Here is an 18,708-nt window from a genome sequence, read left to right as displayed (position 1 = left end):
TTCAGACAGCGACCGGCGCCGCGATATGCGGATGGGCCTCGTAGCCTTCGAGCTTGAAGTCGTCATAGGTGAAATCGAAGATCGACTTCACATCGGGGTTGATGCGCATCTTCGGCAGGGGCTTCGGCTCGCGCGAAAGCTGCAGGTTCGCCTGGTCGAGATGGTTCGAATAAAGATGCGCGTCGCCGAAGGTGTGGATGAACTCTCCGGCTTCGAGCCCCGTCACCTGCGCCACCATCATGGTGAGAAGCGCATAGGAGGCGATATTGAAAGGCACGCCGAGGAAGATGTCCGCCGAGCGCTGATAGAGCTGGCAGGAGAGCTTGCCCTCAGCGACATAGAACTGGAACAGGCAATGGCAAGGCGGCAGCGCCATGTGATCGACATCGGCGACATTCCAAGCCGAAACGATGAGACGGCGCGAGTCCGGGCTTTTCCGGATCTGCTCGATCAGGTTCTTGATCTGGTCGATCTTCTCGCCGTTCGGCGCGGGCCAGGAGCGCCACTGATGACCATAGACGGGACCCAGATCACCCTTCTCGTCCGCCCAATCGTCCCAGATGCCGACGCCATTCGCCTTGAGGTAGCCGATATTGGTGTCGCCCGCGAGGAACCAGAGCAGCTCGTGGATGATGGATTTCAGATGCAGCTTCTTGGTCGTGACCATCGGGAAGCCGTCGGCAAGGTCGTAGCGCGACTGCCAGCCGAAGGTGCTGAGCGTACCCGTGCCGGTGCGGTCGGTCTTCTTGACGCCGTGGTCGCGCACGTGGCGCATCAGGTCGAGATACTGCTTCATCGGCTTCGCTCCGGGGATTCGTATTGGAAGCTTACAGCGCGCGCGCCTTCAGCGCATCGCCGCAGACGGCCTATCCACAGACAATTTCAATTCTCAATTTCAACTCGCCCGATTCCATCGCGAATTGGGGCAATGCCCTGATTTCAGGCACTTTTTTGCACGAATCTGGGACTCGAGTCGAAAGTGCAGGCCTAAGCGCACACCGCGCGAGGCGTCCTTTATTTTCGGATGAGGAACGCCTATATAAGGCCTGTCAGCTTCGGCTGACTATGGTGATAAACGGGCTACATAATAAGCCATTCGGACCCGGGGGCGGTACCCGGCGCCTCCACCAATTATCTCCCCGTCGTGGCGGGAATTCCTGGGGGCGAACTAGGATCGACGAGGGTGTAAAAGTAGTTCTTTTGCCCGGCATGGTTCCGCCGTCATCGGGCCGTTTTATAGTTGCCAACGACAACTATGCTGAGGTTGCCGTCGCTGCGTAATGCAGTGCCAGCACTTCGATTGAAGTCCTTGACTTTAGCCGGTTAAGGCGGGGTTCGGGGGTACCTGGCAACAGAAACCCCCACTTTCACTCCCCCATTCGACGCCGCATCCTTTCTAACATCTGGACCTCCCTCCCAAACGCTGATTGAATCAGCGCGCTGAGGCCGGTACAGAGGCCCAGCATGTTCGCGAGTGGAGATTTCCTTTGGCCGAAGACCTGATGCATTACGACCTCATGGCGCAGGAAGCGCTGCGTGGCGTTATCAAGCGCGCGCTCGACGTCGTCTTGAAGAAGGGGTTGCCCGGCGAGCATCACCTCTACATCTCCTTCCGCACCGATGCCCCTGGCGTCAGCATTTCGGAGAAGCTGCGCAAGCAATATCCCGAGGAAATCACCATCGTCCTCCAGCACCAGTTCTGGAACCTCGATGTGCGCGACGACGGTTTCTCGGTCGATCTGACCTTCAACAAGATCCCTGAAACGCTGGTCGTCCCCTATTCTGCCGTTCAGGGCTTCTTCGACCCCAGCGTCCAGTTCGGCCTGCAGTTCGAGGTGGCGAAGCCTGAAGTGTCGGAAACGCCGAAAGCCGAGGCGAGGGCAGAGGAAGCCCCGGCAGCGCCGTCCGGCGACGGCGCCGTGGTAAGCCTCGACGCCTTCCGGAAGAAGTAGTCCTCCCGATTACTTCTCCCTCTATTCCGTCGCGTCCCGCTTCATGCGGGGCTTCCCATGCCTTATATTAAGCGCGAATCGGGAGGAAAAGACGTGGATGGCCCGGTCAAGCCGGGCCATGACGGCTAAGGAAGGGAGACCTCCCCCATCCTTCCCCCCCGCTTCCCCCCGTGCTAAATCAGCGCCCATCGAAAAAGCCTTCAGGAGCGCGCGATATGAGCAAGACCCGCACCGAAACCGATACATTCGGCCCCATCGAAGTCCAGGCCGACAAATATTGGGGCGCACAGGCGCAGCGCTCGCTCGGCAATTTCAAGATCGGCTGGGAGAAGCAGCCCCTCCCCGTGGTCCGCGCCCTCGGCATCGTGAAGCGCGCCGCCGCCGAAACCAACATGGCGCTCGGCCGCCTCGACCCGAAGATCGGCGAAGCCATCATCAAGGCCGCGCAGGAAGTCATCGACGGCAAGCTCGATGAGCATTTCCCGCTCGTCGTCTGGCAGACGGGTTCCGGCACGCAGTCGAACATGAACGCGAACGAAGTCATCTCGAACCGCGCCATTGAGATGCTCGGCGGCGAGATGGGTTCCAAGAAGCCCGTTCATCCGAACGACCATGTGAACATGTCGCAGTCATCCAACGACACCTACCCGACCGCGATGCATGTCGCCTGCGCCGAGGAGATCGTTCACCGCCTTCTCCCCGCTCTGAAGAAGCTCCGCGACGCGCTGAACGCCAAGTCGGTGGAGTGGAAGGACGTCATCAAGATCGGCCGCACCCACACGCAGGATGCGACGCCGCTGACGCTCGGTCAGGAATTTTCGGGCTATACGCAGCAGGTCACGAACGGCATCGCCCGCATCGAGCAGACGCTGCCCGCGCTGATGCAGCTCGCACAGGGCGGCACCGCCGTCGGCACCGGCCTCAACGCCCCGATCGGCTTTGCCGAGAAGGTCGCCGAGCGCATCGCCGCGATCACGGGCCTTGCCTTCACCACCGCGCCGAACAAGTTCGAGGCGCTCGCCGCCCATGACGCGATGGTCTTCAGCCATGGCGCGATCAACACCGTCGCGGCCTCTCTCTTCAAGATCGCCAACGACATCCGCCTCCTCGGCTCCGGCCCGCGTTCCGGCCTTGGCGAGCTGTCGCTGCCGGAGAACGAGCCCGGCTCGTCGATCATGCCGGGCAAGGTCAACCCGACCCAGTGCGAGGCGATGACGCAGGTCTGCGTGCAGATTTTCGGCAACAATGCCGCGCTCACCTTCGCCGGATCGCAGGGCCACTTCGAGCTCAACGTCTACAACCCCGTGATGGCCTACAACTTCCTGCAGTCGGTTCGACTCATGGCCGACGCGGCGGTGAGCTTCACCGACAATTGCGTCGTCGGCATCGAAGCCCGCACGGACAACATCAAGGCCGCGCTCGAACGCTCGCTGATGCTCGTGACCGCGCTCGCGCCGAAGATCGGCTACGACAACGCCGCCAAGATCGCCAAGACCGCGCACAAGAACGGCACGACGCTCCGCGAGGAAGCCGTCGGCGGCGGCTACGTGACGAATGAGGAATTCGACGCCGTCGTCCGCCCGGAGAAAATGATCGCGCCGGAGTAAGAATCGGGAGACCCGCGCATGCCAACCGAGATCAAGCGCTCCGTCAGCATCGCGGGTCACCGCACTTCGATTTCCCTTGAGCGCCCCTTCTGGGATGCGCTCAAGGAAATCGCCTGTTCCGAAGACATTTCGGTGAACGAACTGGTCCGGCGCATCGACGAGAACCGCGACAGCGAAGGCAATCTTTCAGGCGCCGTCCGCGTCCATGTCCTTGCCCATTTCAGGAACAAGGCCAGTTGCACCACCTGAGGCATTACTGCATTGCGGACTCGGCCTGCGCCGGGCGTTTCATCGGCAGTGGAATTCCGGCAGCGGCCGGACCCTTCGCCTTCAGCTCCTCATCGGTGAGCCCCAGCAGGTTCTTCATTTCAGCCGGAATGTTTTCAACGCCTGCCGCCTTCGCCGTGTCGGCGATGATGCGCTTCGCAACGAACCCCTGAAGCTCGACCGTGTCGTTGCGCCGCTCAAGCGACCCCAGCTTTCCCGCGACGGTCGTGGTGAAGGCCGGCGCGCCCTGCGGCTCATCGAGCGTAACGGTCAGCTCCGCATCGGCGGCGCGTCTGCCAAGATCGAGCATGGCCGCAAGCTTGCCCTTGCCGCCCTTGAATTCCAGCGCGTCGCGGTTCAGCTGCGCGACGCCATCCTTCACCGCAAAGTCGCCATCAAGCCCTGCCACGGGCGTATTGCCGCCACCCAATGCCGACCCTTCGAGGGCGGCGAATTGATCGAGCGACTTCAAGGTCTTCAGCCCCTCGGAAAAGACAGGCAGATCGAGCGGCGCGAGGCCCGCATTGCGTGTCTTCATCCTGCCCGTGCCCGAAATCGAGGACACGAAAGCAAGCCAGCTTCGGCCATGACCCGCCAACTCCGCATTGAAGTCCATCCGGCCCGTACCGAATGACGAGCCGAGAGCTTCCGTGCCGACCTGCATGATATCGGCGCCCTCGACGGCGATGTTCAGCGCGATAGACGCCTCGCCGCCCTTGCCGCTGTCGATGCGGGCGCCGATCGTCGCACTCCCATCGGCGAATTTGGCGGAAAAAGGCATGACCGAAAGAACGCCGTCGGCGAGCGCGAGATGCATGTCGCCCTCGTCGATCCGTGCGTTGGCGAGTTTCAACGCCCTGGCTTTCAACTCGACATCGCCGTCAAACGCGCCGAGGACCGACCAGTCAAGGGCCGCAGTCGGCCAAAGCGATCCCTTGTCGGCCGGACTCGTGGCGAACAGAGGCGTGAGGTCCAGTGCATTTGCCTCGAACCTGCCGGAAAGCACCGGCTTCTTGCCCTGCTCCGCCGGGACCGTCCACGTGGCCTCTCCGGAAAAATGCAGGTTCCCCGCGACCGCTTCGAGATTGGTCAAGGCGAGGGCCGAGGAATCCCGCTTCACATCGCTCGAAAAGACGAAGCTCGGGCCAGCAGCCTGCGCGACGGTGAAATCGGAAACGCCGCGCCCGACGCCGATGGCGGCGAGAACCGGCGAAATTTCCGACGCGGAAATGTCGACATGTCCTGCAAAGGCAGCTTTGCCAAATGGATCGGACAACTCGCCCTTCGCATTGAACGTGCCCTGCCCGACATTCACGCGGAGTGACGTGTCGTAAGGCTGCTCCGCCGTACCCGCCATCTGCAACGATGCGGTACCGGCGCCGGACACGGCATCGCCCGGCCTCAGCCCGAGCTGCGAAAGCAATGCGCGACCGTCGGTATTGGCCGCATTGGCGAGAAGGTCGATATGTTCGATTTTCCCGTCTGCCGCGTGAGCAAGCTTGAGCACGGCATCCACGCGGCTTCCATCCGCCATGCCCTTCAGCATCAGCGTGTCGAGCCGCGTCTGCTTGTCCTCGCCTTCGCCCGACGTCGTATCGAGCGTCAGTTGCAGCGGCCCCGCGATGCCTGGCGCGTCCAGCCCTGCCAGCGCGAATAGCCGATCCGTCTTGTCGGCTGCGAGTTCACCGTGAATATTGCCCTTCAGCGTCGCAATGTCGCCGCTCGTCAATCCCGAGATGACGCCTGCGGCCGCCACCTTCGCGCCGGCAATGTCGGCAGCGGCGAAATGCCTGAGGTCGAGTTCGCCTTTGGTCATTGCCGCCGACATGTCGAGCCCGGTCACCGGCTCGCCACCGACGACGAGCTTGTTGGCCTTCAAGGCAAGGTCGACATCATTGGTGTCGAGCAATGCCGGAAGCTTCGGCGCCGTCGCCGGCCAGAGTGCGATCAGCGGATCCAGATCGAACGCCTTGGCCGCGAGCGCACCGCGCAGCAGCAATCTGCCGTCGCGCGCGCTGAACGCGAGATCGCCCGCGAGATCGGCAGCATCGGGATTGAGTGCATAGGCGGCGGTAAGACCGTTGAAGGCGAGATTGCCTTCCGACAATTGAATCTTCGAGGCAAATGAGAAAGCGCGGTTCGGCTCTTTCGCAAACACGGACGGAACAGGCTGTTCAGCCTTTTTGTCGCGGGCCTGCCCCGGCACATCGCCCAGACTTCCAAGCCAGTTCGCGAGGGCGCCCATATTGCGGCTTGTCGCCTTCACCTTGCCGTCGAAGCGGCCGCCATCGGCACCCTGCGCAAGCGCCCCGGTGATTTCGAACCGGGTACCGCCGCCGATATCGCCTGCTGCGCGGTCGATGCTCAGCTTGCCATCGTCAAGCGACAGGGCGAGGCTTGCGTCGCGCACCAGCACATCGTGAATGAGGAGACCGCCGACCTTCACATCCGCGCGCGCGTCCATCGCGCCGGGCACCGGCAGCGTCGCGAAGGCCCCGAACGGCACTTTGCTGCTGCTGAGAAACTCGGCTATGCGGTCGGCCAAGGGATCGAGCGTCAGCGCCTCGCCGTCGAGCGACACATTTACACGCGGGCGCTTGCTCCACTCCGCTTGTGCGTTGCCCTTGAGCGTGGTTCCCGCCATGGCGACGACGAGGTTGCGGAAAGCCGCCTGATCGTCGCCGACCACGACGCCCGCCTCGATGCGCAGCGGCGCCTTGGGCTTCTGGCCATCCTCGGTCTTCGTCGAGCCGAATTCGAATCTGCCGGTTCCATCGAACCGCACGCCGCTCGAAAGGCCCGTCGACACGCCGGAAAAAAGAAGCTTCGCGGGCTGGGCCAGCGTCTGCAATTCCGCCGTCACGGGGAACGCCTTGCTTCCGGCGAAGTTGCCGACGGCGAGACGCAACGCGAGCGGAATGTCATTCGCGGTCAATTTGAGATTGGCGCGAACCGGCCCCAGCAGCGACGTCGCCATCACCGCGCCGTTCACATGATCGACGCGCCAGCTTCGCCCGCTGCGATGGTCGAAATAGGTGAAGGCGCCATCATCGAGCGTCACTTTCTCAAGGCTGATCGAGGCCAGACCGAATAGCCCCTCCTCACGCAGCGAGTCGGCAACGAGACCGCGCCAGTTGCTGCGGCCGTCGCCCATCACTTCGAGATGAACCTGCGGATGCGAGACGGTGACGCTCGATACCGTAACCTCGCCGCTCAGCAGGGGCGCCAGGGCGACTTCCGCATCGATCCGGCCGAAACGCAGGAAGTCGGGGTTCGCGCCACCTTGCAGGTTGGAGAGCGAAACGTCGTTGATCGTCAGATGCGGCGCCGGCAGCACGGTGAAACTGATGTCGCCGCCGATCTTGAGCTCGCGCCCGGTCAGCTTCGTCCCCTGCGCCTCGATCTGGTTACGAAACTGGTTCCAATCGACGAAAGTCGGGCCCACCAACGCTGCAATCAGCAGCAGAATGACGAGCCCTGCGATGTAGGACAGAACCGAGTTCAAAATTGTCTCCGAACTTCAGCGAGGATGGTCGAGCTCATGAGCGGCCGGCTGTCTCAGACCGGCGCGCCTCCGCTCAAGCCTGCAAGAAGCATCCCAGGACGGCGGCTCACGGCAGACTGCCGATGATTTGCGGGCAAAATATGGTTTCGGACAGCGGAAGACCAGCGGCTTTCGTAATCGCCTTTAGCTTCAATCGGTTAGCCCCGGCCGGCGAGGTCGGGCAAATCCCGCCCCATGTCGGCCGCGTCCAGCGCGGGGGATCCCGTCCCCGAAACAGGCAGATTCGTCTTGTCGAAGGGAACGCGCATGGTCACCTTTCGGCCCTTCAGCGCGGCAGGAATTGCCGCCGATAACAGCGCCATGGCCTTGAGGCCGAACCGCCTGGCCTCCCGTTTCAGCAGGGTGTTCAGGGGAAGGTCCTGGCTGCGAAGGCGCGACGATGCGTCCTGCTCCACGGTCCTGTCGAAGCCGAGCTGTTCAAGGTTTTCACGGTAGCCGTATTGATCCTGCATGACGAGGCCGGGCACGGCCTGCAGAACCTTCAGGCCGTGGGATCTGAATTCCTCTTCGATGAATATGTGATCGGCCAGCATGACCTTGCTATCCGCCGCCGCGGACAGAATTCTCGCGCCACGGCGTGAGACGAGATAGCCGGCCGTTCCATAATGAGTCGACAGAAGAGCGTGAAGCGGAAATCCGGGAAGGGCGATTTTCGGCTTCGGCGAAAGAGTGACCAGATCACCCGTTGTTTCAAACTTGATGAGATCGGCAAATTCCTCGAGTCCTTCGAAGCGCTCAACCTCGCGGAGAAATGCACCGAGCCGCCCGGAAATGTGAACATCGTCCTCGAAGATCGCGGCAAAAGGATCGGGCCCGTTTGCAACAAGATCCCAGATCGCCTTATGGCTGAGAAGGCATCCTCTCTCGGAATTTGTGATGCGCCTGTTCGCATACACAATAACCGGCCGCTCATCCGTGGCCGGAAGTAACCTTCCGTCGACGGCTGGAAAGCGCTCGAATGCGATGCCCTCACGCTCGAACTGCTCTCCAATTCTCCGTATACGCTCGACGAAGCGATCAAGATTTATTATGAATGTTCTCATCTCAAGTATCTTATCTAAAGTCGAACGCCACGGATTCGGAAATGAAGAGCGGGTTCATTTCGACCAGTCATTTCTGATGGTGCTCATTTACATGATGCTATCGATTCGGACCCATCGTTGAACAGTATCGACATCACATCCGTTTTGCATGCGCAGGTCCCGGCGGTCGATTCACACAGCTGGCGCGCGGTGGTGATCAACCTGATCGACGATCGGGAACGCAGGCAATGGATGTGCCGGCAACTGGAGCAAGCCCGTGTCGGTTTCTCCATATTGCGGGCGAAGACCGGCCCTGAAGCCCGCAGGCGCTTTCCCGACAAACTCCAGCGTCTCCGTCTCACATCCGGCGAGATCGGTTGCTGGGGAAGCCATCTGACCATTGCTGCACAACTTGCGTCCGGCGCCATGGCGGAGCCCGTTCTGGTGCTGGAGGACGATGTCGGACTGCCTGAAGACCTCGCGGATGTAATTGACGCACTGATTGAGCGACTTCCTTGCGACTGGGACATCGTTCATCTGTCAGGCCACCCCAAGCGGGGCTACAGCCTTGTGACGCCTCTTGGCGACGATCATGCCGTCGTTACTTATGGGCGCGTTCCGCATGGGACGGGCGCCTATCTCCTGCGGAAAAAGGGGGCCGAGAAGATACTTCGAATGAATCCCGGCATCTTCGCCATCGACCAGTGCCTGGCGCGTTATGCCCGGTTCGGGCTGACGACTTACGGCGTCTTTCCCCCTCCGATCCGCCGGGATTGCCTGCCGTCAAGAATCGATGCCATCGAGAGCGGCCGCCGCCAAAGGCTGAAGAGCTTCGGCTGGAAGATGCGCAACCTCATGCAGAAGCTGTTCGACCGGCTCCGTCCGCCCAACCTGCGCGATTGATCGCCCGCGAACGGCCGACAACCGCGCAAGTCGTTTTCCGAAGATCGCGCTGCGACTTCCGCTAATATGGCGGCATTGCCACTCGTTACAGGTCGCGGACATGGCCGACATCATCCAGTTCTCCAAGGAACGGAAAAACGCGAAGGAAAGCCGCAAGCGCCGCGAGCGCCTGGAGAAGGAAGCCAGCGCCGCCGCCAATCGCGTGCGTTTCGGCCGAACCGGGACCGAGAAGAAGGCCGCAAAGCTTGAGCAGGCGCGTCAGGCCCGCCTCCACGAAGGCAACCGCCGCGAACCTCTCGACAAGCCCGACGCCGACAAATCCGACGCCCCTGATCAGGATTAGATCTCCCCTCGCCTTGCGGTCCGGCGCGATCCATATTAATAACTGACTGGTCAGTTATTAATTGGTCCCGCGACATGCCAAAAGCCCAGCCGAGGCGCCAGCGACGCAAGGAGGCACGCCCCGCCGAAATCATGGCGGCGGGGCTCAAGCTCTTTTCCGAACGCGGGTTTGCCGCGACGCGGCTCGAAGACGTGGCCGAGGCGGCAGGTGTCAGCAAGGCGACGATCTATCTCTATTTCGACAGCAAGGCCGAACTCTTCAAGGCGATCGTGCGCGACGTTGCCGGTTCGCGCATCGGCGCCGTGGAAGAATTCATCGGCCGGTTCGAGGGCACGACCGTCGATCTGCTCACAGGCCTCTTCCGCAGCATCGGCGAAGTGACCTGCGTGCCGGAGATCCGGGCACTGATGAAGGTCGTATTGTCGGAAGCCGGCAACTTTCCCGACATCGCTGCTTTCTATCGCGACGAAGTTGCCTTTCGCGGCCTCGGGAACGTGGCGCGGATCATCGAGCGCGGGATTGCCCGCAAGGAATTTCGATCCTGCGACCCCGTGGCCACGGCGCAGAGCGTCATCTTCCCCATCATCATGAATGCGCTTGCACAGGAAGTCTTCGGCGCAAAGCCGGAGATCGATCCTGACAAGTTTCTCGCCGGTCATATCGAGTTCATCTTGCGCGGCCTGGCCGCGGATAAGGAGCAGCGCGCATGACCCGTGTACGCGCCATGATATCCATTGCCGCCGCCCTCCTCCTCGTCGCCTGCGATGGGCGTAAGGAAGGCACATATCAGGGCTATGCCGAAGGCGAATATGTGCGCGTCGGCCCCATAGATGGCGGCCTTATCGATGCAATTCCCGTGAAGCGCGGAGACAGGGTGGCCGACGGCGCCCTGCTCTTCCAGCTCGAGCAGACTTCAGAAGTTGCGGCCCAGACCCAGGCTGCCGCGCAGCTCGCGGAAGCGCGCTCGACCTACCAGAACCTGCTCAAGGGCCTGCGCGCGCCGGAACTCGAACAGATCGCAGCAAGCCGCGCGAGCGCCGCCGCCACCCTCAAGAAGGCGGAACTCGACTTCAGTCGTACACAGCAACTCCATGCAGACGGCAACGCCTCGAAAGCCGCACTCGACACTGCCCGCGCCGCGCGTGATGCGGCAGCAGCCAGCGTGCGCGAACTCGACGCCAAGCTCGTCACCGGCAAGCTCGCCGCGCGGCAGGATCAGATCGATGCTGCGGAGGCCGCCGTTCAGGCCGCACAGGCCGCCCTGGATCAGGCGAACTGGCGCCTTGCGCGGCGCGAAGGGCACGCGCCGCAGGCCGGCACCGTCGAGGACGTCTATTTTCGCGTCGGCGAATTCGCGAGCGCGGCGCAGCCCATCGTTTCCGTCCTTCCGCCTGAAAACATCAAGGTCCGCTTCTTCGTGCCCGAGCCCGAACTCGGCCGCGTCCATGTCGGCGACAAGGTAACGCTCACTTGCGACGATTGCCCGACCGGATTGACCGGCCACATTCGTTTCATCTCGACGCAGGCGGAGTTCACACCGCCCGTGATCTACAGCGAGCAATCGCAGTCGAAACTCGTCTACATGGCCGAAGCCTGGCCAGACGCGAAGCCCGAGGCTTTCCATCCCGGACAGCCCGTGCGCGTGGCCCTGCAAGCGGCGGAGTGATCGGATGAGCGACGCGCCATTCGACGGAGAACTGGCGATCGATGTCGCGGGGCTGACCAAGACCTTCGGCGGCCGCAAGGTCGTGGACAGTGTCGACATGCAGGTCGGGAAAGGCGAGATCTACGGCTTTCTCGGCCCCAATGGCAGCGGCAAAACAACCACGATCCGCATGCTCTGCGGCCTGCTCACGCCGGATGCCGGGCATGGCACCTGCCTTGGCTACGACATTCTGACGGAAAGCCCGCGCATCAAGCTCGAAACGGGCTACATGACGCAGCGCTTCAGCCTCTACGAGGACCTGAGCATTCGCGAGAATCTCGACTTCGTCGCCCGCATTTATGAGCTGCCGAACCGCCGGGAGGCCGTCGATGCGACAATCGAAAAACTCAACCTCAAGGGGCGCGCAGATCAGCTCGCGGGAAGCCTCTCCGGCGGCTGGAAGCAGCGCCTCGCGCTCGCGTCCTGCATCATGCACAAGCCGAAGCTTCTGTTGCTCGACGAACCGACCGCGGGCGTCGATCCAAAGGCGCGGCGCGAATTCTGGGACGAGATTCACGAACTCGCCGCGGGCGGCCTCACCGTGCTCGTCAGCACCCATTACATGGACGAGGCCGAACGCTGCCACAAGATCTGCTACCTCGCCTATGGACACCTCCTCGCACGCGGGACGGCGGAAGAAGTCATCGCGCAATCGGGCCTTGCGACATGGACCGTATCGGGGCCCTCGCAGAAGCGCATCGGACAACTCGCTCGCGAGCTATCCGGCAAGCAAGGCGTCGACATGGTGGCGCCCTTCGGCGCGACGCTGCATGTGAGCGGACTCGATCCCGCAAGCCTCGAAAGCGCCATCGCGCCATGGCGCGACCAGCCCAACCTTTCCTGGCGGCGTGACGAGCCGACACTCGAAGATGTCTTCATCCTCATGATGAAGCAGGCACCGGACAATTTCACATGATGGGCGATCGCTTCAACTTCCATCGCCTCGCCGCGCTCATCGCCAAGGAATTCATCCAGATGCGCCGCGACAGACTCACATTTGCGATGATGCTGGGCGTGCCGATCATGCAGCTCATTCTCTTCGGCTATGCGATCAATTCGGACCCGAAGCATCTGGCCACCGCGGTCTACGCGCAAGACCACTCGGTCTTCACCCGCACCCTTCTTACCGCGCTCGAAAACAGTGACTATTTCACGATCACCGAACGACCCGAGACACGCGAGGAAGCCGATGCCCTGATCGCGCGGGGCCGCGTGCAGTTTGTCATCGAGATACCGCCCAATTTCTCGCGCGATCTCCTGCGCGGCGATCGCCCCGCGATCCTGGTCGATGCCGACGCGACGGATCCGGCGGCGACCGGCAACGCCATTTCAGCGATCAACCTGCTTGCCAACAGCGTCCTCGACCGCGATCTCGTCGGCCCGCTCGTCAGGCTTCGACAAGGCGAGGCGCCCTTCTCGCTCACAATCCATCGCCGCTACAATTCCGAGAACCACACGCAATACAACATCGTGCCCGGCATTATCGGCGTCATTCTCACCATGACCATGGTGATGTTCACCGCGCTCGCCATGACGCGCGAAATAGAGCGCGGCACGATGGAGAACCTGCTCACCATGCCGGCTCGGCCGCTTGAGGTGATGATGGGCAAGATCATTCCCTATATCATGGTGGGCTATATCCAGACGGCTCTTGTGCTTCTCGCGGCGCGCTTCCTGTTCAGTGTACCGATGGTCGGAAGCCTCATCCTCCTCTCGGTCGTCCTGCTCATATTCGTCGCGGCCAACCTCGCGGTCGGGTTCACCTTCTCGACGCTCGCCCGAAACCAGCTTCAGGCGGTCCAGATGGCCGTCTTCTTCTTTCTGCCGTCGATCCTGCTTTCGGGTTTCATGTTCCCCTTTCGGGGCATGCCGGTCTGGGCCCAGTGGCTCGGCGAGGTCCTTCCGCTAACGCACTTCCTGCGCATCACGCGCGGCATCCTGCTCAAGGGCAACGGCGTCGCCGACATTCAGGCGGATACCGTCGCCATCATGCTGTTCTTCCTCGCGGCGACGGTCATCGCCATGAACCGCTACCGCCGCACGCTCGACTGAGCGGAGACAGACATGGCCGGATTGGCTAGGATCGCCAGAAGCAACGGGGAGAATGGCGATGTCGCACCGCGTCGTAGCTCATATTCGTCATCACATACGCTTTTATGTTTCGCTTCTGGTCGGCATTGCGATCTGGCGCTTCGCCGGCGATGCGCTTCCACGCCCGCTGCATGTCTCCATCGCAGCGGATGGCGCCTATGCGCTTTACCTCGTCCTCATGTTCACCAACATGGTGCCGCTGATGCCGGATCTGCTGCGGCGGCGCGCCAGCTATGAAGATGAAGGCATCGGCATCATTGTCGTCATCACGGTCGCGGCAATCGTGGTGAGCGTCGGCAATATCTTCGTCATCCTGAATGCAAGCGAACCGCCCTCCACGCTCCACATTGTCCTGGCGCTGATCGGCGTGCTCCTGGGCTGGCTGACGCTGCATGTCGTCATGGCCGCGCATTACATACAGGTCTATTACCACGACGCGTTGCCCGGCGAAGGGCACAAGGACACGGGCGGGCTTGACTTTCCGGGGACGACGGAACCGACCTATTGGGAATTCATCTACCATTCCTTCGTGGTCGGCATGACGGCGCAGACATCGGACACTCAGGTCACATCGTCGCGCATGCGGCGCATCACGCTCGGCCACGGAATGCTGGCGTTCTTCTACAACACCGTTCTGATTGCGCTCGCGGTCAATATCGTCGTCGGCCTGTCGAAATAGTCTCGACTACGCCGGCAGCAGCTTGCCCGGATTGAGAATGTTCAGCGGATCGAGCGCCTGCTTGATCGCGCGCATGACGGCGATGCCTTCGCCATGCTCGGCTTCGAGAAATTTGACCTTGCCCTCGCCGATGCCGTGCTCGCCGGTGCAGGTGCCGTCCAGCGACAGGGCGCGCATGACCATGCGATCGTGAATGCGCTGCGCCTCGGCAACCTCGGCGGCGTTGTCGGGATCGACCAGCATGATGAGATGAAAATTGCCGTCGCCGACATGGCCGACGATCGGCGCAATGAGCGGCGAGGTCCGCAGATCTTCCTTGGTTCCGGCAATCGCTTCCGCAAGACGCGAAATGGGGACACAGACGTCGCTGATGAGGCCCTTCTTGCCCGGCTGCAACGCCAAGGCGGCATAGAGCGAATTGTGCCGCGCCTCCCAGAGCCTCGTGCGTTCCTCTGCCTTCACCGCCCATTCGAAAGCGCCGCCGCCATGCCCCGCCGCGATGGCCCCGAAGCGCTCGGCCTGCTCGGCAACCGACGCTTCGCTCCCATGAAACTCGACCAGCAGCAGCGGCGTCACCGGCAAGGAAAGCTTCGAATAGCGGTTGCAGGCTTCGACCTGCACCTCGTCGAGAAACTCGATGCGCGCGACCGGCAGGCCCGACTGGATCGTCTCGATCACGGCGTCAATCGCGCCTTCGAAATTCGGGAAGGACACGACGCCGGAGGCAATCGCCTCCGGAATACCGTAAAGCTTCAGCGTCAATTCGGTGATGATGCCGAGCGTACCTTCGGAGCCGACAAGAAGCCGCGTGAGATCATAACCCGCCGCCGATTTCCGCGCCCGCCGCGCCGTATGCACGACGCTTCCATCGGCCATGACGGCGGTAAGGTTCAGCACATTCTCGCGCATGGTGCCGTAACGCACGGCATTGGTACCTGAAGCCCGCGTCGCCGCCATGCCGCCGAGGCTCGCATCGGCGCCGGGATCAATGGGGAAGAAAAGTCCCTTGTCACGCAGCCAGGCGTTCAATGTCTTGCGCGTCACGCCGGCTTCGAGATGCACGTCGAGATCGGCCGCATTCACTTCGAGGATGCGGTTCATGCGGCTCAGATCGAGCGACAGGCCGCCATGCGGCGCGGAGATATGGCCTTCAAGCGAGGTCCCTGTGCCGAAGGCGATGATCGGAAACCGGTGCCGCGCACAGATGCGAACGATCTTCGAGACCTCTTCAGTCGATGTGGCGAATGCCACGGCGTCGGGCGGCACGACGGGATGCCAGCTCTCGTCGCGACCATGCGCCTCGCGGATCGGAAGCGAGGTGGTGAGCCGGTCGCCGAGCAGCCCGCGCAGCTCGGCCACGGCCTGCGCCTTTTCATCGTCAGTCAGGAGTGAAGCAATTTCGGCCATGTGTTCCTCCGCCTGCAAGGCTATCCTCTCGCGTGAAGGTGAACAATCCAGTGCGCGCCATGTCCCGCCTTACGCGAGGCCATGGCGGCAACGGCCATAATTGGACTTCCGGAGGAACACGTGACCATCGATGCTCCCGTCGAATGCCCGCTGCGCAAGGTTGAGGCCCAATGGGTCGATCTCAACGGCCATATGAACATGGCCTATTACCATCTGCTCTTCGATGAATCGCTGGACGGGCTCTTTACCAAACTCGGCATCGGCTGGGACTATACGCAGTCGGGCGCAGGCTCATCCTTCACTGCCGAGGTGCATGTCTGCTATCTCGACGAACTGCTGAAGGACGATCCGGTCCGCATCACCTATCAATTGCTCGACTGGGACGCGAAGCGCATTCACGTCTTCGGCCGCATGTATCACGCCGAAAAAGGATACCTCGCCGCGACATCCGAACAGATGTGCGTTCATGTCGACATGAAGACACGGCGCGTGGCGCCCTTTCCCGAAATGCAACAGGCGAAAATCGCCTCCATGATGGAAGCCCATCGCGCCCTGCCCAGGCCGGAACAGGCCGGCCGCGTCATCGGGATCAGGCGCAATCCAACCTAGAGGCGGGCGGCGTTCGCCCGACTCCAATCGCCCGGAAATACCGCGAGGGAACGGCCGCGCCACCGGGCTTGCAGGGGGGCCTCCGGCCCTCTATGTATCGCCATGACGGCGCGAAACCGGGCAATCCTTAGGGGTTTTCCGGGTGAAAATGCCTCGCCCAATCGGGCCCCGGCCTCGTGCTATAATCGCCCGCATCTGAACCCTTGCCCACCGGCCAGACCGCATGACCAGCGACCCCTTCGACCTTGGGGCTATTCCCGAAGAAACGACTGCGCGCTCCACCAGCGCCGCGGCGATTTCGGCCATGCGCGCGCCCTATCTCGAAGGGCTCAATGCTGAACAGCGCGAAGCGGTCGAGGCGCTCGACGGCCCCGTCCTCGTGCTCGCGGGCGCGGGCACTGGCAAGACGCGGGCGCTGACGACACGGCTTGCCCACCTGCTTGCCACGCGCCGCGCCTATCCGAGCCAGATTCTAGCCGTGACCTTTACCAACAAGGCCGCGCGCGAAATGAAGGAGCGCATCGGCCGGCTGATCGGCGGCGTTGTCGAGGGCATGCAATGGCTCGGCACCTTCCATGCGATTGGCGCGAAGATGCTGCGCCGCCATGCGGAGCTTGCGGGCCTTCGCTCCGACTTCACCATTCTCGACGCCGACGATCAGGTCCGCCTGATGAAGCAAATCATCCAGGCCGCCAATATCGATGAGAAGCGTTGGCCCGCACGCCAGCTCGCGACCTATATCGACGGCTGGAAGAACCGCGGACTGACGCCGGGCAAGGTGCCCGCAGGCGAAGCGCAGGCCTTCGCCAATGGAAAGGGTGCGGAGCTTTACCAGGCCTATCAGCTTCGGTTGAAGGTTCTGAACGCGGTCGACTTCGGCGATCTGCTGCTCGAAACGCTGCGCATCTTCCAGGAACATCCCGAAGTGCTCGCGGAGTATCAGGACCGCTTCAAATACATGCTGGTCGACGAGTATCAGGATACCAACGTCGCGCAATATCTCTGGCTGCGGCTGCTCGCACAGAAGAACAAGAACATCTGCTGCGTCGGCGATGACGACCAGTCGATCTATGGCTGGCGCGGCGCCGAAGTCGACAACATCCTTCGTTTCGAGAAGGACTTCCCGGGCGCGAAGGTGATCCGTCTCGAACGCAATTATCGCTCGACGCCGCATATTCTCGGCGCCGCCTCGGGCCTCATCGCCGCGAACGAAGCCCGCCTCGGCAAGACGCTCTGGACCGAAGAGAACGAGGGCGAGAAGGTTCGCATTTCGAGCTATTGGGACGGCGAGGAAGAGGCGCGCAACATCGCCGAGGAAATCGAGAGCCTGCAGCGCAAGGGGCATATGCTCCATGAAATGGCGATCCTTGTCCGCGCCTCCTTCCAGATGCGCGAATTCGAAGACCGCTTCATCAATCTCGGCATTCCCTATCGCGTCGTCGGCGGTCCGCGCTTCTACGAGCGGGCCGAAATCCGCGACGCCAATGCCTATCTCCGCCTCGTCGCACAGCCGGACGACAACCTTGCTTTCGAGCGCATCGTCAACAAGCCGAAGCGCGGTCTCGGCGACGTCGCGCTACAGACAATCCATCAGCTCGCCAATGCGCGCGGCGTCTCTCTGATGCGCGCCGCGCGGGAGATCATCACCACGGAAGAACTGAAGCCCGCACCGCGCCGCGCGCTGGCGGGCTTTGTCGAGATGGTCGAGCGCTGGCGGGCGCTGGTGTCCGGCATGCCGCATACGGAACTCGCCGAGATCATCCTCGACGAGTCCGGCTACACCGAGATGTGGCAGAACGACAAATCCGCCGAGGCGCCGGGCAAGCTCGAAAACCTCAAGGAACTCGTCCGCTCGATGGAGCATTTCGACGATCTTCAGGGCTATCTCGAACACATCTCGCTCGTGATGGAAATCGAGTCGCAGGATAGCGGCGACAAGGTGAACCTGATGACGCTCCACAGCGCCAAGGGCCTCGAGTTCGACATCGTATTCCTGCCCGGCTGGGAGGAAGGCCTCTTCCCGCATCAGCGCTCGCTCGACCAGAGCGGCCTCGCGGGGCTCGAGGAAGAACGCCGCCTCGCCTATGTCGGCATTACGCGGGCGCGCAAGCATTCCTATATCTCCTTCGCCGCCAACCGCCGCATCCATGCGCTGTGGCAGAGCGCGATCCCCTCGCGCTTCATCGACGAAATTCCGAAGGAGCATGTGGAAGTGGCCGAAAGCGCCATGGGCGCATCGAGCTTCCAGAACTACGCGCCGAGCCGCTTCTCGCAGGACTTCGCCTCGGGGAGCGACTATTCGAGCCCCGGCTGGAAGCGCGCGCAAACCATGACGCGCACGACATCGAAAGTGCGCCCCCCAAATCTCGAAGTCAGCGCCGAACTCGTGGCGACGAGCGATCCTGCGGCAGCGAGCTACCGCCATGGCGAGCGTGTCTTCCACCAGAAATTCGGCTATGGCGAAGTGACGGCCATCGACGGCAACAAGCTGACCGTCGATTTCGACAAGGCGGGCCGCAAGAAGGTCATCGACAGTTTTGTGGAGCGTGTCTGAACGA

Annotated in this window: 16 protein-coding genes and 1 other RNA gene; 13 read left to right on the top strand and 4 right to left on the bottom strand. The window is 62.2% G+C overall.

All coding sequences use genetic code 11. The annotated features are described in order from the left end of the window. Nucleotide 1: 1 nt before the first annotated feature. Nucleotides 2–796, bottom strand: a complete 795-nt coding sequence (locus ABFC66_RS06780; RefSeq protein WP_346740184.1) for a thymidylate synthase — start codon at nucleotides 794–796, stop codon at nucleotides 2–4. Nucleotides 797–1,009: 213 nt separating this feature from the next. Here ABFC66_RS06780 and ssrA point away from each other — a divergent pair. From ssrA to ABFC66_RS06760, 4 genes are all read left to right on the top strand, one after another. Next, nucleotides 1,010–1,366: a transfer-messenger RNA gene (ssrA, locus tag ABFC66_RS06775) on the top strand. Between the two features lie 121 nt (nucleotides 1,367–1,487). Further along, entirely contained in the window at nucleotides 1,488–1,952 is a 465-nt protein-coding gene (locus ABFC66_RS06770) for a ClpXP protease specificity-enhancing factor SspB (RefSeq protein ID WP_346740183.1), read from the top strand. Between the two features lie 215 nt (nucleotides 1,953–2,167). Continuing rightward, nucleotides 2,168–3,559, top strand: a complete 1,392-nt coding sequence (gene fumC, locus ABFC66_RS06765; RefSeq protein WP_346740182.1) for a class II fumarate hydratase — start codon at nucleotides 2,168–2,170, stop codon at nucleotides 3,557–3,559. An 18-nt stretch (nucleotides 3,560–3,577) separates the two neighbouring features. Next, a complete protein-coding gene (locus ABFC66_RS06760) occupies nucleotides 3,578–3,808 on the top strand; it encodes a ribbon-helix-helix domain-containing protein (protein ID WP_346740181.1) in 231 nt (76 codons plus the stop codon). Nucleotides 3,809–3,812: 4 nt separating this feature from the next. Here the strand turns inward: ABFC66_RS06760 and ABFC66_RS06755 are convergent, their stop codons facing one another. Together ABFC66_RS06755 and ABFC66_RS06750 are read right to left on the bottom strand one after the other, a co-directional pair. After that, nucleotides 3,813–7,331, bottom strand: coding sequence for an AsmA family protein (locus ABFC66_RS06755; RefSeq protein WP_346740180.1), 3,519 nt, complete (start codon nucleotides 7,329–7,331; stop codon nucleotides 3,813–3,815). A gap of 197 nt (nucleotides 7,332–7,528) precedes the next feature. After that, nucleotides 7,529–8,434 carry a glycosyltransferase family 25 protein gene (locus ABFC66_RS06750; RefSeq protein WP_346740179.1) on the bottom strand — a complete coding sequence of 302 codons (906 nt, stop codon included), beginning with the start codon at nucleotides 8,432–8,434 and terminating at the stop codon, nucleotides 7,529–7,531. A 117-nt stretch (nucleotides 8,435–8,551) separates the two neighbouring features. Here ABFC66_RS06750 and ABFC66_RS06745 point away from each other — a divergent pair, with 117 nt between their 5' ends. From ABFC66_RS06745 to ABFC66_RS06715, 7 genes are all read left to right on the top strand, one after another. Further along, the gene (locus tag ABFC66_RS06745) at nucleotides 8,552–9,316 is read left to right on the top strand and encodes a glycosyltransferase family 25 protein (protein ID WP_346740178.1); all 765 of its coding nucleotides are present in this window, start codon (nucleotides 8,552–8,554) and stop codon (nucleotides 9,314–9,316) included. A 100-nt stretch (nucleotides 9,317–9,416) separates the two neighbouring features. Next, complete coding sequence (locus ABFC66_RS06740) at nucleotides 9,417–9,659, top strand: DUF4169 family protein (RefSeq protein ID WP_346740177.1); 243 nt, start codon at nucleotides 9,417–9,419, stop codon at nucleotides 9,657–9,659. A gap of 74 nt (nucleotides 9,660–9,733) precedes the next feature. Then, complete coding sequence (locus ABFC66_RS06735) at nucleotides 9,734–10,369, top strand: TetR/AcrR family transcriptional regulator (protein WP_346740176.1); 636 nt, start codon at nucleotides 9,734–9,736, stop codon at nucleotides 10,367–10,369. Beyond that, complete coding sequence (locus tag ABFC66_RS06730; protein ID WP_346740175.1) at nucleotides 10,366–11,325, top strand: HlyD family efflux transporter periplasmic adaptor subunit; 960 nt, start codon at nucleotides 10,366–10,368, stop codon at nucleotides 11,323–11,325. The genes ABFC66_RS06735 and ABFC66_RS06730 overlap by 4 nt, the downstream gene beginning before the upstream one ends. A gap of 4 nt (nucleotides 11,326–11,329) precedes the next feature. Next, nucleotides 11,330–12,280: an ABC transporter ATP-binding protein gene (locus ABFC66_RS06725; protein WP_346740174.1), complete on the top strand. Its 951-nt coding sequence runs from the start codon at nucleotides 11,330–11,332 to the stop codon at nucleotides 12,278–12,280. Then, nucleotides 12,277–13,416, top strand: coding sequence for an ABC transporter permease (locus ABFC66_RS06720; RefSeq protein ID WP_346740173.1), 1,140 nt, complete (start codon nucleotides 12,277–12,279; stop codon nucleotides 13,414–13,416). Before ABFC66_RS06725 ends, ABFC66_RS06720 begins: the two co-directional genes overlap by 4 nt. 58 nt (nucleotides 13,417–13,474) lie before the next feature. Beyond that, the gene (locus ABFC66_RS06715; RefSeq protein ID WP_346740171.1) at nucleotides 13,475–14,134 is read left to right on the top strand and encodes a DUF1345 domain-containing protein; all 660 of its coding nucleotides are present in this window, start codon (nucleotides 13,475–13,477) and stop codon (nucleotides 14,132–14,134) included. Nucleotides 14,135–14,140: 6 nt separating this feature from the next. Here the strand turns inward: ABFC66_RS06715 and ABFC66_RS06710 are convergent, their stop codons facing one another. Further along, entirely contained in the window at nucleotides 14,141–15,541 is a 1,401-nt protein-coding gene (locus ABFC66_RS06710; protein WP_346740170.1) for an FAD-linked oxidase C-terminal domain-containing protein, read from the bottom strand. Between the two features lie 120 nt (nucleotides 15,542–15,661). Between ABFC66_RS06710 and ABFC66_RS06705 the strand changes: the two genes are divergently transcribed. Continuing rightward, complete coding sequence (locus ABFC66_RS06705) at nucleotides 15,662–16,150, top strand: thioesterase family protein (RefSeq protein ID WP_346740169.1); 489 nt, start codon at nucleotides 15,662–15,664, stop codon at nucleotides 16,148–16,150. Nucleotides 16,151–16,373: 223 nt separating this feature from the next. Then, a complete protein-coding gene (locus ABFC66_RS06700; protein ID WP_346740168.1) occupies nucleotides 16,374–18,704 on the top strand; it encodes a UvrD-helicase domain-containing protein in 2,331 nt (776 codons plus the stop codon). Nucleotides 18,705–18,708 lie beyond the last annotated feature (4 nt).

This window comes from Parvibaculum sp., assembly GCF_039680535.1.
In the GTDB taxonomy this organism is placed as follows: Bacteria; Pseudomonadota; Alphaproteobacteria; order Parvibaculales; family Parvibaculaceae; genus Parvibaculum.
Note: the sequence above shows the minus strand (reverse complement) of the source record. Positions and strands in the feature narration are given on the sequence as shown.

Bases quoted from the DNA above. Each gene is read 5' to 3' on its own strand.
- ABFC66_RS06780 (WP_346740184.1), bottom strand. From the start codon at position 796: ATGAAGCAGTATCTCGACCTGATGCGCCACGTGCGCGACCACGGCGTC.
- fumC (WP_346740182.1), top strand. From the start codon at position 2,168: ATGAGCAAGACCCGCACCGAAACCGATACATTCGGCCCCATCGAAGTC.
- ABFC66_RS06760 (WP_346740181.1), top strand. From the start codon at position 3,578: ATGCCAACCGAGATCAAGCGCTCCGTCAGCATCGCGGGTCACCGCACT.
- ABFC66_RS06750 (WP_346740179.1), bottom strand. From the start codon at position 8,434: ATGAGAACATTCATAATAAATCTTGATCGCTTCGTCGAGCGTATACGG.
- ABFC66_RS06740 (WP_346740177.1), top strand. From the start codon at position 9,417: ATGGCCGACATCATCCAGTTCTCCAAGGAACGGAAAAACGCGAAGGAA.
- ABFC66_RS06735 (WP_346740176.1), top strand. From the start codon at position 9,734: ATGCCAAAAGCCCAGCCGAGGCGCCAGCGACGCAAGGAGGCACGCCCC.
- ABFC66_RS06730 (WP_346740175.1), top strand. From the start codon at position 10,366: ATGACCCGTGTACGCGCCATGATATCCATTGCCGCCGCCCTCCTCCTC.
- ABFC66_RS06725 (WP_346740174.1), top strand. From the start codon at position 11,330: ATGAGCGACGCGCCATTCGACGGAGAACTGGCGATCGATGTCGCGGGG.
- ABFC66_RS06720 (WP_346740173.1), top strand. From the start codon at position 12,277: ATGATGGGCGATCGCTTCAACTTCCATCGCCTCGCCGCGCTCATCGCC.
- ABFC66_RS06715 (WP_346740171.1), top strand. From the start codon at position 13,475: ATGTCGCACCGCGTCGTAGCTCATATTCGTCATCACATACGCTTTTAT.
- ABFC66_RS06710 (WP_346740170.1), bottom strand. From the start codon at position 15,541: ATGGCCGAAATTGCTTCACTCCTGACTGACGATGAAAAGGCGCAGGCC.
- ABFC66_RS06700 (WP_346740168.1), top strand. From the start codon at position 16,374: ATGACCAGCGACCCCTTCGACCTTGGGGCTATTCCCGAAGAAACGACT.